Annotated in this window: 12 protein-coding genes; 8 read left to right on the top strand and 4 right to left on the bottom strand. The window is 68.8% G+C overall.

The features are described 5' to 3' along the window. Positions 1–52 precede the first annotated feature (52 nt). Positions 53–595 (top strand): TetR/AcrR family transcriptional regulator, encoded by a 543-nt coding sequence (locus FHR21_RS00260; protein ID WP_184094149.1) that lies wholly within the window; start codon positions 53–55, stop codon positions 593–595. A gap of 19 nt (positions 596–614) precedes the next feature. Here FHR21_RS00260 and FHR21_RS00255 read toward each other — a convergent pair whose 3' ends face one another. Then, positions 615–1,550, bottom strand: coding sequence for a ribose-phosphate pyrophosphokinase (locus FHR21_RS00255; RefSeq protein ID WP_184094146.1), 936 nt, complete (start codon positions 1,548–1,550; stop codon positions 615–617). 449 nt (positions 1,551–1,999) lie between these two features. Between FHR21_RS00255 and FHR21_RS00250 the strand changes: the two genes are divergently transcribed. The 6 genes from FHR21_RS00250 (at position 2,000) to FHR21_RS00225 (ending at position 9,494) form a co-directional block, all read left to right on the top strand. Then, positions 2,000–3,664 (top strand): NAD+ synthase, encoded by a 1,665-nt coding sequence (locus FHR21_RS00250; protein WP_184094143.1) that lies wholly within the window; start codon positions 2,000–2,002, stop codon positions 3,662–3,664. Between the two features lie 35 nt (positions 3,665–3,699). Beyond that, the gene (gene gltX, locus FHR21_RS00245) at positions 3,700–5,010 is read left to right on the top strand and encodes a glutamate--tRNA ligase (protein WP_184094140.1); all 1,311 of its coding nucleotides are present in this window, start codon (positions 3,700–3,702) and stop codon (positions 5,008–5,010) included. A gap of 434 nt (positions 5,011–5,444) precedes the next feature. Then, positions 5,445–6,155 (top strand): energy transducer TonB, encoded by a 711-nt coding sequence (locus tag FHR21_RS00240; RefSeq protein WP_184094137.1) that lies wholly within the window; start codon positions 5,445–5,447, stop codon positions 6,153–6,155. Between the two features lie 345 nt (positions 6,156–6,500). Then, positions 6,501–6,668 carry a 50S ribosomal protein L33 gene (gene rpmG, locus FHR21_RS00235; RefSeq protein ID WP_003042331.1) on the top strand — a complete coding sequence of 56 codons (168 nt, stop codon included), beginning with the start codon at positions 6,501–6,503 and terminating at the stop codon, positions 6,666–6,668. A gap of 193 nt (positions 6,669–6,861) precedes the next feature. Further along, positions 6,862–7,272: a peptide-methionine (R)-S-oxide reductase MsrB gene (gene msrB, locus FHR21_RS00230; protein WP_184094134.1), complete on the top strand. Its 411-nt coding sequence runs from the start codon at positions 6,862–6,864 to the stop codon at positions 7,270–7,272. A 53-nt stretch (positions 7,273–7,325) separates the two neighbouring features. Beyond that, complete coding sequence (locus FHR21_RS00225; protein ID WP_184094131.1) at positions 7,326–9,494, top strand: transglycosylase domain-containing protein; 2,169 nt, start codon at positions 7,326–7,328, stop codon at positions 9,492–9,494. Between the two features lie 136 nt (positions 9,495–9,630). Here FHR21_RS00225 and FHR21_RS00220 read toward each other — a convergent pair whose 3' ends face one another. Genes FHR21_RS00220 through FHR21_RS00210 form a run of 3 tightly spaced genes read right to left on the bottom strand, consistent with a single transcriptional unit; the run spans position 9,631 to position 11,424 of the window. Next, a complete protein-coding gene (locus tag FHR21_RS00220; RefSeq protein WP_184094128.1) occupies positions 9,631–10,344 on the bottom strand; it encodes a M48 family metallopeptidase in 714 nt (237 codons plus the stop codon). 4 nt (positions 10,345–10,348) lie between these two features. Continuing rightward, a complete protein-coding gene (locus FHR21_RS00215; RefSeq protein WP_184094125.1) occupies positions 10,349–10,795 on the bottom strand; it encodes a YcgN family cysteine cluster protein in 447 nt (148 codons plus the stop codon). Then, positions 10,783–11,424, bottom strand: coding sequence for an SCO family protein (locus FHR21_RS00210; protein ID WP_184094122.1), 642 nt, complete (start codon positions 11,422–11,424; stop codon positions 10,783–10,785). The genes FHR21_RS00215 and FHR21_RS00210 overlap by 13 nt, the downstream gene beginning before the upstream one ends. 83 nt (positions 11,425–11,507) lie before the next feature. Here FHR21_RS00210 and FHR21_RS00205 point away from each other — a divergent pair, with 83 nt between their 5' ends. After that, positions 11,508–12,125, top strand: a complete 618-nt coding sequence (locus FHR21_RS00205) for an ankyrin repeat domain-containing protein (protein WP_184094120.1) — start codon at positions 11,508–11,510, stop codon at positions 12,123–12,125. Positions 12,126–12,159: the final 34 nt, after the last annotated feature.

The following is a 12,159-nucleotide window of genomic DNA, read 5'->3' as shown; positions in this document are numbered from 1 at the left end:
CCGATTTTACGACTTTTACAAATATCGAATAAATTGTAAAATCCGTCCTTGCATGGCCGATTTCTTTGCCCTCGATCCGATCGTCGCGACCTTTGCGCGCTATGGGCTGCGCCGGACGTCGATGAACGATGTCGCGCGCGCGCTCGGCGTGTCGCGGCAGTCGCTTTACAACCGCTTCGGATCGAAGGGCGCGCTTGCGGACTGGGCGGTGCAGGCACTGGTCGATCGATCGCTGGCCGAGGCGCTGCGCGCGATCGAGCAGCCGGCGCGCACCCTGCCCGACCGGCTGGCCGACGCGCTCGATGTCTGGGTCGGGCGCCACCGCGACGCGTTGCATGCCTCGCCGCACGGGGTCGAGATCGTGGCGGCGATGCAACTCCGTCCGTCCGAGGCGGTGCGCGCGGCCGAACGGCGGCTCGTCGCGGCGATGGCGGAGGCGATCCGGCTCAGCGGACCCGGTTCGGCGGTGCCGCGCGCGGGCAGCATGGCGCAGGCGCTGTGCTGGACGGCGCGCGGCCTTGTCCATGCGGTGCCCGACCATGCGAGCTTCCGCCGCCAGCTCGACCATATCGCGGGCGCGCTCGTCGCGCGCTGAACCGCCGCAAAGGACGCGATCAGTCGAAGAGCGAGGAGACGCTGGTCTCGTCGGCGATGCGCTTGATCGCCTCGCCGAGCAGCGGCGCGACGGTCAGGGCGCGGACCTTGGCGCTGTCGTTGACCGCGTCGGTGGGCTGGATCGAATCGGTGATGACCAGCTCGGTCAGCTCGCTCGCCTCGACCCGCGCGACCGCGCCGCCCGACAGCACGCCATGGGTGCAATAGGCGACGACCCCCTCGGCCCCTGCGGCCTTCAGCGCGGCGGCGGCGTTGCAGAGGGTGCCCGCCGAATCGACGATATCGTCGATCAGGATGCAGAAACGGCCCGCGACGTCGCCGATGATGTTCATCACCTCCGATTCGCCGGCGCGCTCGCGGCGCTTGTCGACGATGGCCAGCGGCGCGTTGTCGAGCCGCTTGGCGAGCGCACGCGCGCGCACCACGCCGCCGACGTCGGGCGACACGACCATCAGATTCTTGCCGCCGAAGCGCGCCTGGATGTCGGCGCTCATCACCGGCGCGGCATAGAGATTGTCGGTCGGGATATCGAAGAAGCCCTGGATCTGCCCGGCGTGCAGGTCGATCGCGAGGACGCGGTCGGCGCCCGAGGTGGTGATGAGGTTGGCGACCAGCTTGGCGGAGATCGGGGTGCGCGGGCCGGGCTTGCGGTCCTGTCGGGCATAGCCGAAATAGGGAACCACCGCGGTGATGCGCTTCGCCGAGGCGCGGCGCAGCGCGTCGGTGATGATGAGCAGTTCCATCAGATTGTCGTTCGCCGGGAAATTGGTCGGCTGGATGACGAACACGTCCTGCCCGCGGACATTCTCGTGAATCTCGACGAACACTTCCTCGTCGGCGAAGCGGCGCACGCTGGTGTCGGCGAGCGGCAGTTCCAGATAGTCGGCGATCGCACGGGCCAGCGGCAGGTTGCTGTTGCCGGAGATGAGTTTCATGGGGTGCGAAGCCCTTTCGCGCGGGGTGGGATTGCGGGTCCCTTAGCCAGCGGGGACGTGCAGGGGAAGGGGGTAAAGCCATCGCGGCTTTCGGAGCATGCCCTTTGGTTTCGCGCGAAGGCGCAAGGGCGCGAAGCGGGACTGACGAAGGAAGTCGGGTCGCGACCGAAGTCAGACCCTTTTTGTCTCGTCACCCTGAACTTGTTTCAGGGTCCATGGCCCACCCTTTCCTTGGGCGCAGCGCAGGGTGAGAGGTCCGGCCATGGATGCTGAAACAAGTTCAGCATGACGCGGCTGAGAGGCCGTTCCCGACCATTTTTCGGCTGTTCCTTCCCGATCTGGCCGTCATGACGGGAAACGAGCGATAGGCTGGGAATCTCCCCACCCCACAGCCGACCGCATATCGGTCTTCGGTTGAATTCGGGCCGGTTGCGCCTAAACCGCAAGACATGACCGAAACCCTCACCATCGTCCTCGCCCAGATGACGCAGGCGGTCGGCGACCTCGCCGCCAATGCCGACGCGATGCGCCGCATCCGGGCGCGGCACGTGGGCGCCGACCTGATCCTCTATCCCGAACTTCAGCTCATCGGCTATCCGCCCGAGGATCTGGTGCTCAAGCCAGCGCTGGCGGAGCGCGCCGCGGCGCTGCTCGCCGAACTGGCTGCGGAGACCGGCGACGGCGGACCGGCGATGCTGGTCGGGTCGGTCGAGCGCGACGCGGAGGGGCGGCTCTACAATATGGTTGCGCTGCTCGACGGCGGGCGGGTGGTCGCGACGCGGCGCAAGCATGAACTGCCCAATTACGGCACCTTCGACGAAAAGCGCGTCTTCGCCGCCGGGCCGCTGCCCGAGCCGGTCGAATGGCGCGGGGTCAGGCTGGGCCTGCCGATCTGCGAGGACGGCTGGTATCCCCATGTCTGCGCGCATCTGGCGGCCGAGGGGGCCGAGATGTTGCTGTCGGTCAACGGCAGCCCCTATGAGATCGACAAGGACGACCGGCGGCTGGGCCGGGTGTTCGCCGACCGGGTCGCCGAGACGCGGCTGCCGCTCGTCTATCTCAACCGCGTCGGCGGGCAGGACGAGCTGGTGTTCGACGGCTGCTCCTTCATTCTCGACGGCGACGGGCGCACCCTGCACCGGCTGGTCGACTGGGAGGAGGAGGAGCGCGTCACCCACTGGACGAAGGGCGCCGACGGCCGCTGGACCTGCGCGCCGGGGGCGATCGCCGAATGGGACGCGCACCCCGCCGACCTTTATCATGCGATGATGGTGGGGTTGCGCGACTATGTGGAGCGCAACCGCTTTCCCGGCGTCGTGCTCGGCCTGTCGGGGGGGATCGATTCGGCGATCTGCGCCGCGGTCGCCGCCGACGCGCTGGGCGCGGACAAGGTCTGGTGCGTGATGCTGCCGAGCCGCTTCACCAGCGACGAAAGTCTGGACGATGCGCGCGGCTGCGCCGGGATGATCGGCTGCCGGCTCGACACCATCCCGATCGTCCCGGCGGTCGAGGCGTTCGACGCGATGCTGTCGGACAGCTTCGCCGACAAGGGCGTCGACCTGACCGAGGAGAATATCCAGTCGCGCATCCGCGGCGTGACGCTGATGGCGCTCAGCAACAAATTCGGGCCGATGCTGCTGACCACCGGCAACAAGAGCGAGATGAGCGTCGGCTATGCGACCATCTATGGCGACATGGCGGGCGGCTATAATCCGCTGAAGGACGCCTATAAGACGACGGTGTTCGCGCTGGCGCGGTGGCGCAACGCGAACGTGCCGCGGCTGTCGCGCAACCCGGTGGCATCGGTCATGCCCGAACGCGTCATCGCCAAGCCGCCGAGCGCCGAACTGCGCCCCGACCAGAAGGACGAGGACAGCCTGCCGCCCTACGCGGATCTCGACCGGATGCTGCACATGCTGGTCGAGGAGGAGGCGAGCGTCGACGATGTCGTGGCGCGCTACGGCTTCGACCGCGACGCGGTGGCGCGGATCGAGCGGCTGCTGATGCTCGCTGAATACAAGCGCCGCCAGGCGCCGCCGGGGGTCAAGCTGTCGACCCGCAACTTCGGCCGCGACCGGCGCTATCCGATCACCCATGGGTTTCGGACGGGGTGACTCGCCTTCGTCGCGAATCACATTATAGCCGCGCCATGACCGTCACGACCCGTTTCGCCCCCGCGCCGACCGGCCATCTGCATGTCGGCAACGTCCGCACCGCGCTTCACAACTGGTTGTGGGCGCGCAAGCATGGCGGGCGTTTCCTGTTGCGGATCGACGACACCGACCGCGAGCGGTCGAGGGAGGAGCATGTCGCGGCCATCCGCGCCGATCTCGCGTGGCTCGGCCTCGATGTCGACGGCGAGGCACGGCAATCGGAGCGGTTCGCGCTTTATGAGGCCGAGTTCGCACGGCTGGAGGCGGCGGGGCGCGTCTATGCCTGTTACGAGACGCCCGAGGAGTTGGAGATCCGCCGCAAGATCCTGCTCTCGCGCGGGCTGCCCCCGGTCTATGAGCGCAAGGCGGAAGGCGCGCCGGTGCCCGCGGGCGTCGCGCCGCACTGGCGTTTCCGGCTCGACCATGACGCGCCGATCGTCTGGACTGACCTGATCCGCGGTCCGCAGCATTTCGATCCGAAGACGCTGTCCGATCCCGTGGTGCGGCGCGCCGACGGGAGCTGGCTCTATCTGCTGCCCAGCGTGATCGACGATATCGCGATGAGGATCAGCCATGTCGTGCGCGGCGAGGATCATGTGTCGAACACCGCGGCGCAGATCCAGATGTTCGCCGCGCTCGGCGCCGAGCCCCCGGAATTCGCGCATGAGGCGCTGCTGGTCGGGACCGAGGGCAAATTGTCGAAGCGGCTCGGCTCGCTCGGCATGGCGGACCTGCGGGCGGCGGGGATCGAGCCGGTCGCGCTCGCGGCGCTGCTCGCGCGGCTCGGGACCAGCGATCCGGTCGAGCCGGTGACCGGCCTCGCGCCGCTGATCGCGGGCGTCGATTTCGCGCGCTTCGGCCGCGCCCCGGCGCGCTTCGACGAGGCCGAACTCGCCTTGCTCAACCAGAAGGTCCTGCACCATACCGACTATCATGCGGTCGCGCCGCGCCTGCCCACAGCGATCGACGAAGCGCGCTGGAACGCGATTCGCCCGAACCTGACGACGGTCGCCGAGGCGGCCGAGTGGGCGCAGATATTCGATGGCCCGTTCGCCCCCCCCGACGCCGAAGCGGCCGACCGGCCGGTACTCGCCGCGGCGACGGCGGCGGTGGAATCGCTCGACTGGGACGCCGATCCGTGGGGCGCGCTGACCGACGCCGTGAAGGCGGCGACGGGGGCGAAGGGCCGCGCCTTGTTCCTGCCGCTGCGCCGCGCGCTCACCGGGCGCGACCACGGCCCCGACATGCGCGAACTGCTGCCGCTGATCGCGAAGGCGGAAGCGGTCGCGCGCCTGTCCGGCGGCTGAGTCTTTACGGGCCCTTGATCGCTGCACACTCTTTGTCACCCCGGACTTGATCCGGGGTCCCGCTTTTCGGGCGTCGCTGAGCGGGCCCCTGGATCAAGTCGGCGTTATACCCTTGAGACAAGTAACAAGGTGATCCCCGGCGAAAGCCGGGGTCCATGACAGGGAAGCGCGTGCTATCTGGACCCCGGCTTTCGCCGGGGATCACTCACTTGTCCGAAAGGGATAAGGGCCGATCGAGTCCGGGGCGACGATGCAGGAAAGGCCGCGCCTCCCCCTTCAACCCACGCCACTCTCCGGTCGCCTCCCCGATTGACAGTTCACGTAATGTTATATTATCACAAATCTTGGCCCGACCTCACGTTGCGCGGCACTTTCGCCAACTTCCGCGCGGCCGACGGCGACGGGGCGGGTCGTCACAGGCAAGGAGAGAGGCCATGACGCTGATACCCCTGATTTCCGCCCTCGCCGCGGCGCCCGAGCGGGCGACCGCCCGCGCCGGCGGCGGCTATGACCCCGGCGCCGGGCACCGGCCGGTCGCCGCGCTGTTCGCGGTGGGCCTGCCGACGGCGCTCGTCGTCGCGGTCGCGCTGTCGCCGATGATCGTCACGGACCCGCCGCAGATCGAATCGGCGCCTTGGACGTCGATCCTGCTGCCGAAGCCCAAGCCGGTCACACCCGAACCGCAGCCGCGCGCGGCGCCGCAGCCGACGAGCGCGCAGCCGACCGAGACGGTCGACACCCTGACGCCCGTGCCCCCCATCAGCGACAGCGTCGTCGCGAAGGGGCCGGTGGTGCTCGATCCGCTCCCCCTGCCGCCGGGACCGGCCGTGGAGATCGAACGACCCGCGCCGCCGAAGCTGGTGATGGCGCAGGTTGATCCGCGCTATGCGGGTCAGTTCCAGCCCGACTATCCGCTTCGCGAAGAGCGCGCGGGGATCGAGGGGAGCGTGACCGTGCGCGTGCTGATCGGCACCGACGGGCGGGTCAAGGCGGTCGAACTGGTGCGCGGCGACGGCCCTGCCTTCTTCGAGGCGACGAAGAAGCGCGCGCTGTCGAAATGGCGCTTCAAGCCGGCGACGCGCGGCGGGGTGGCCGAGGAAAGCTGGCGCGAAATGACCGTACGCTTTCAGCTTCGCGACGCCTGAGCGGGGAAGGGGCGAGGCGCCCGCCAGCACCTCGCCCTGACGGCCGGGCCGCGCGGTGGTGGTGCAATTCGGCTTTGGAAGGTTCGATGATCCTCCTCGTCACCCCGGATCGAGTCCGGGGTGACGGGACAGGGAAAAGCAGCCCCATCCTCCAAACCACATCGCCACAAGGCACGGCTTTCGCTTGACAGAAGCGCCGAATCCCGCCAAGGGCGCCCGGATACAGGAGGGCGGCGACCTGCGCGCGGCCCTCTTCCTTTTTTTACACCAACCGCCGGGGCCGAACCGCTCCGCCGCATCGGTCGGACGCCCGGCGGATGTGTCCATATTTCGAGGAACAGGGCCATGGCCAAGCCGACGACCGTCAAGATCAAGCTGGTGAGCACCGCCGATACGGGCTTTTTCTATGTCACCAAGAAGAACCCGCGCACGATGACCGAGAAGATGTCGGTGCGGAAATACGACCCGCGTGCGCGCAAGCATGTCGAGTTCAAGGAAGCCAAGATCAAGTGACGCCTGTCCCGCGCGGCGCCACCGCGCGGCCTTGAGGGTCCATCCGGCAACGACCGGGATCGAGGGGCGGCCGCCGGGCCGCCCTTTTTCGTGGGCGGCGGGTCGGCGCTTCCCCTTGCGATGACCGCGCTTCGGGCCGATATTGGGGCCAGACCGGCGCCGCCGCGCGCCGCATCCCCAGGAGACCACCGTCATGACCGATACCAGGACCCCCGAAACCGGCGCCGCGCTCGACCCGATGGCCCATCATGTGCTGCGGGAAGGCGGCACCGAACGCGCCTTCACCGGCAAATATGTCGATCACAAGGGCGACGGCGTCTATCGCTGCGCCGGCTGCGGCGCACCGCTGTTCGACAGCCGCACCAAATATGACAGCGGCTCGGGCTGGCCGAGCTATACCGCCCCCGCCAGCGAGGGCGCGGTCCGCGAAGTTCGCGACGCCAGCCACGGCATGGTCCGCACCGAAGTGCGCTGCGCCGCCTGCGAAGGCCATCTTGGCCATGTCTTTCCCGACGGGCCGGGACCGGCGGGGCTGCGCTTTTGCATCAACAGCGCGGCGCTTGACTTCGCCGGGCGCGGGCCGGAAGAGGCGGGCGAAGGCTGACCGGCTTTCGGGGCTGACGCAGACAGGGGCGCAGCGAGGGAAGGGAAACGGCATTGCGCCGCGAACGCAAGCAGACATCTTCGGGTAAATCGTCGGGAAAAAAGGGCGGCAGCGCGAGCGAGGCATCGCGCGTCCGCGTCTGGCTGCGCCGGATCGTCCGCTGGGGTCTCGGCCTCGCGCTGGTCGGCGCGGTGGCGATCGCGGTGGCGGTCGGCATCGCGGTACAGCGCATTCCCAGCTTCGAGGCGCTCAAGAAGTCGCCCGCCGGGCAGACGATCCGCATCCACGCCGCCGACGGCACCATCTTCCTGTCGCTGGGTCCCAATTACGGGCGCTGGCTGACGCTGCGCGAGACGCCGCAGGTCATGCAGGACGCGATGGTCGCGGTCGAGGACCGGCGGTTCCGCTATCATCCCGGCGTCGACCCGGTCGGCCTCGCGCGTGCCGGCGTCTTCGCGGTCGAGCATTATGGCACCGGGCGGCGCATGCAGGGCGCCTCGACGATCACCCAGCAGCTCGCGCGCAACATCTTTCTGTCGAACAGCTACACCTGGTCGCGCAAGCTGCGCGAGATGGTGCTCGCGCTGGCGCTCGAATGGAAATTCTCGAAGGACCAGATACTCGAACTCTATCTGAACAAGGTCTATTTCGGCGGCGGCAGCTATGGCATCGACGCCGCCTCGCGGCGCTTTTTCGGGCATAGCGCGACCGATATGTCGCTGTCGGAGGCGGCGGTGGTCGCCGGGCTGGTCAAGGCGCCGTCGCGCTATTCGCCCACCGCCGACGCGCAGGCGGCGCTGGGCCGCGCCGGGGTGGTGCTGAACACGATGGTCGACGCAGGCTTCGTCACCCGCTCGCAGGCCGACGCCGCCAAGCCCGCCGATGTCGAGCTGGCATCGGAAACGGGACAGAACAGCGCGCGCTATTTCACCGACTGGGCGCTGCCGCAGCTCGACATGCTGATCGACGAGGGCAATGAGCCGATCGACGTCTATACGACCCTCGATCTTGGCATGCAGCGCGCCGCGACCGCCGCGATCCAGGCTGACGCACCGCGCGGCGTGCAGGGCGCGCTCGTGTCGCTCGATCGCGACGGCGCGGTGCGCGCAATGGTCGGCGGCACCGATTATGTCGCGTCGAACTACAACCGCGCGACGCAGGCGGTGCGCCAGCCGGGGTCGGCGTGGAAGCTGTTCGTCTATATGGCCGCGCTCGAAGCCGGCTATAAGGTCGACGACGAGGTGATCGACGAACCGGTGACGATCGGCGGCTGGTCGCCTCGCAACTCGTCGGGCCGCTTCGCCGGGGCGATGAGCGTTCGCACCGCCTTCGCCTATTCGGTCAACACGATCGCCGCGAAGCTGGGCAGCGAGATCGGCTTTTCCTCGGTCGCCAACATGGCGCGGCGCTTCGGCATCACGACGCCGATCAACACCCACCCCTCGATGGTGCTCGGCAGCGCCGAGGTACGCGTGATCGACATGACCGCCGCCTTCGCCGCGGTCGCGCGCAAGGGGGTGTCGGTCCACCCCTATGGCATCACCAAGGTGACAACCGCCGAAGGACGGCTGCTCTATCAGCGCGAGCCCGACCGCGGACAGGTGCTGGTCGACGACTGGGTCGCCGCCGGCATCACCGACCTGCTCCAGACCGCGGTCAACACCGGTACCGGCCGCGCGGCGCAGATCGGGCGTCCGGTCGCGGGCAAGACCGGCACGACGTCGAGTAACAAGGACGGCTGGTTCCTCGGCTTTTCGAGCGGGCTGACGACGGGTGTGTGGATGGGCCGCGACGATGCGAAGCCGGTGGGCGGCTTGCAGGGCGGCCGAGCGCCGGCCCGCGCCTTCGCCGACTATATGCGCATCGCGGTCGCGCGCCGCCCAGTCGAACGCTTCGATACCGAGGTCGTGCTGCCCGAATGGCAACTCGAAGGCGACGATGACGCTTATTTCGGCGCGCCCGAGGATGGCGGACTGGTCGACGAAAACGGCATGCCCATCGAACTGCCCGGCGCTGCGGCCCCGCCCGAAGGCGGCGAACCGGTGCCGCCGCCGGTCGACGAGGGGCCGGTGCTCGACCAGCAATGGATCGAGGAACAGACCGGCCGCCGCGCGCCCGCCGAACCCGGCGCGGCGCCGAAGCAGACTTCTCCCGCCCCGCCGGTGATCCGCATCCCGCCCGCCCGGCCACAGCAGCGCAATGGGGCGAGCGAGGGGAATTAGAGCGCGGATAGGGTCGGATTGAAGCGCCATGAATACTCCGCGTGTCCCCGCGAAGGCGGGGATTCAGGGCGGCCTCGCACCACCCCTCTCTGGGTCCCCGCCTTCGCGGGGACACGCGCTTTTCAATCAAAGATGATCACGCCGAACCGCCGAACCGATAGCGGTGCAGGCCGCGCCCCTCGGCGCGCAGCCAGGCGCGCGCGGCGGCGACGTCGCCGTCGTGCAGTTCGTCGACGAGCGCGTGGAAGGCCGGGCCATGATCCATGTGGCGCAGATGCGCGACCTCATGCGCGACGGTGGCGCGGCGGACATGGTCGGGGGCCATGATGAGCCGCCAGCTATAGCGCAGGTCGCCGCCCGCGGTGCAGCTTCCCCAGCGGCTGCGCGGGTCGCCGACCCCGACGCGTCCGACGGTCAGGCCCGCCGCCGCGGCGAGCGCGCGGCTTTCGCGCTCCATGCGCTCGAGCGCCTGCGCCTTCAGCCAGCGTTCGATCCGGCGTCCGACCGTTTCGCTCGGCCCGCCGAGCCGCAGCGCGTCATCCTCCAGCCGGACTGCTCGCGGGCGTGCCGCATCCCAGTCGATCCGGCGCTCGATACCGAACAGGGGAATATGTGCGTCGGGGCCGACAGCGACTGGCGCCACCGCCTTGCCGAGTTGCGCGCGGAGCCAGTCCTGCTGTCCTGCCGCCCATTTCAGCGCCTTGGCGCGGTTGCCGCGACGGGGCAGTGTCAGCCGCAGCTCGGCGCGGGCGGCGTCGAAAACGAGGCGGTAGCGGCGCGCGCGCGCGTGGGGAACCAGCCGCACCGGCCATGCTTCCTCGCCGATCAGGATCTGCGGCGCCGCCGCCATCCGGTCAGACGACGCGCCGAACAAGATGATTCTCCAGCGGCCCGGCGAAATCCTCGCCGATCGTCCAGCCGACGATCGATTCGCCTGCGCGGTGCACTGCGTCGCGGTCGCCGCAGACCAGATAATGCCAGGCGGGCAGCGGCCGCCCCTCGGCGCGCAGGCGATAGGCGCAGCTTTGCGGCAGCCATTCGATATCGGCGACCTTGCCCTTGGTCAGCGTCAGGCAGTCGGGGACGTGGCGGCGGCGATGCTTGTAATCGCCGCAGCGCGCGGTTTTCAGGTCGAGCAGGCGGCAGGCGACGTTGGTCGGATAGATGCGGCCCGTATCCTCATCCTCCAGCTTGTGCAGGCAGCATTTGCCGCAGCCATCGCACAGCGCCTCCCACTGCCCGGCATCGAGGCTGGCCAGCGGCGCCTCCCAGAACGGGCGCGGGGGCGCTATTTCACCCATTTCGCCAGCTCGGCCGCGACCTTGTCGGGCGCGCCTTCGTCCGCGTCTGTCGTCGGATCGTCGACCGGCAGCATCGCGAGCGGCTTGTCGTCGGGACCCATCAGGAAGGCGATCTGGGTGTGCGCCATCAGATAGCGGTCGGGCGCCGAACCCTCGACCTTGTTGTAGACGACGACATATTCCTTCGCGACCGCCGCGATCTGTTCGGGGGTGCCGGTCAGGCCGAGCAGGCGCGGATGATAGCGGGCGACGAAGGGCCCCAGCGCCGCGGGTGTATCGCGCGCGGGGTCGATGGTGATGAAGAGCGGCTGCACCTTCGCGCCGCGCTCCGGTGCCGCCTTCTCGAAGAGCGACAGGCCGCGCATCAGTTTCTGCAGATCGACCGGGCAGATGTCGGGGCAGAAGCTGTAGCCGAAATAGACGATCCGGTATTTCCCGGCGAAGTCGGAGTCGCGGACGGTGCGGCCATTCTGGTCGGTCAGCGTGAAGGGGCCGCCGATGCGTGCGCCCTCGAGTGGCGGCCGGCTGTCCGGGGCGGGTGCGACGTCGCAGCCGCCGAGCGCGGCGGCTGTGGCGAGGAGCAGGCTTGCGCCCACGACGTTTCGGGCCATAATCGCGATATTCATCATCGGTCCAGCCTTGGTCGGGCAAGGTCCGAAAATCAACCTTTGTCGTCGCGCACCGCGGCGCATCTGACCGGGGGTCGTCAGCCATGTCTCGCCGCGCGGAATTTCGCCTCGCATCCTTCTCGCTGCTCGCTGCCGCGGCGGTCCTCGCCGCGCCGCCCGCCGCCGCGCAGTTCAGCGACGCCTACAGCTTCCTGCAGGCGGTCGAGAAACGCGACGGCGACAAGGTGACCTCGCTGCTCACGAACAGCGACACGCGCGTCATCAATACGCGCAACCTCGACACCGGCGAGACCGCGCTGGCGATCGTGGTCAAGCGGCGCGATCTGACCTGGCTCCGTTTCCTGCTCGGCAAGGATGCCGATCCGTCGATCGCCGACCGCCAGGGCATGACGCCGCTGATGCACGCCGCGATGATCGGCTTTGCCGATGGCGCCGACGTGCTGCTCGACCATGGCGCGCCGATCGACCAGGCCAACCGGCGTGGCGAGACCGCGCTGATCCTGGCGGTGCAGGCGCGCAACAGCGCGATGGTGCGGCTGCTCGTCAAGCGCGGCGCCAACCCCGACACCGCCGATCATATCGCGGGCCTGTCGGCACGCGACTATGCCAAGCGCAACGACCGGACCGGCCAATTGGCCGCGCTGCTCGATGCCAAGCCCGAGCGGGTGCGCGACACGGGGGCGGTCTTCGGACCCCAATAACGTTGTGATGTGATTCCTGTATTGACTATCACAT

It is taken from the genome of Sphingopyxis panaciterrulae, assembly GCF_014199295.1.
GTDB lineage: Bacteria > Pseudomonadota > Alphaproteobacteria > Sphingomonadales > Sphingomonadaceae > Sphingopyxis > Sphingopyxis panaciterrulae.
The sequence above is the reverse complement of the archived record's forward strand: the minus strand, read 5'-3'. Positions and strand labels throughout refer to the sequence as shown.

What these genes read in the sequence shown, in the direction of transcription:
- FHR21_RS00240 (WP_184094137.1), top strand. Translation starts at nt 5,445, where the DNA reads ATGACGCTGATACCCCTGATTTCCGCCCTCGCCGCGGCGCCCGAGCGG.
- FHR21_RS00215 (WP_184094125.1), bottom strand. Translation starts at nt 10,795, where the DNA reads ATGGGTGAAATAGCGCCCCCGCGCCCGTTCTGGGAGGCGCCGCTGGCC.
- FHR21_RS00205 (WP_184094120.1), top strand. Translation starts at nt 11,508, where the DNA reads ATGTCTCGCCGCGCGGAATTTCGCCTCGCATCCTTCTCGCTGCTCGCT.
- gltX (WP_184094140.1), top strand. Translation starts at nt 3,700, where the DNA reads ATGACCGTCACGACCCGTTTCGCCCCCGCGCCGACCGGCCATCTGCAT.
- FHR21_RS00260 (WP_184094149.1), top strand. Translation starts at nt 53, where the DNA reads ATGGCCGATTTCTTTGCCCTCGATCCGATCGTCGCGACCTTTGCGCGC.
- FHR21_RS00250 (WP_184094143.1), top strand. Translation starts at nt 2,000, where the DNA reads ATGACCGAAACCCTCACCATCGTCCTCGCCCAGATGACGCAGGCGGTC.
- FHR21_RS00220 (WP_184094128.1), bottom strand. Translation starts at nt 10,344, where the DNA reads ATGGCGGCGGCGCCGCAGATCCTGATCGGCGAGGAAGCATGGCCGGTG.
- msrB (WP_184094134.1), top strand. Translation starts at nt 6,862, where the DNA reads ATGACCGATACCAGGACCCCCGAAACCGGCGCCGCGCTCGACCCGATG.
- FHR21_RS00210 (WP_184094122.1), bottom strand. Translation starts at nt 11,424, where the DNA reads ATGATGAATATCGCGATTATGGCCCGAAACGTCGTGGGCGCAAGCCTG.
- rpmG (WP_003042331.1), top strand. Translation starts at nt 6,501, where the DNA reads ATGGCCAAGCCGACGACCGTCAAGATCAAGCTGGTGAGCACCGCCGAT.
- FHR21_RS00255 (WP_184094146.1), bottom strand. Translation starts at nt 1,550, where the DNA reads ATGAAACTCATCTCCGGCAACAGCAACCTGCCGCTGGCCCGTGCGATC.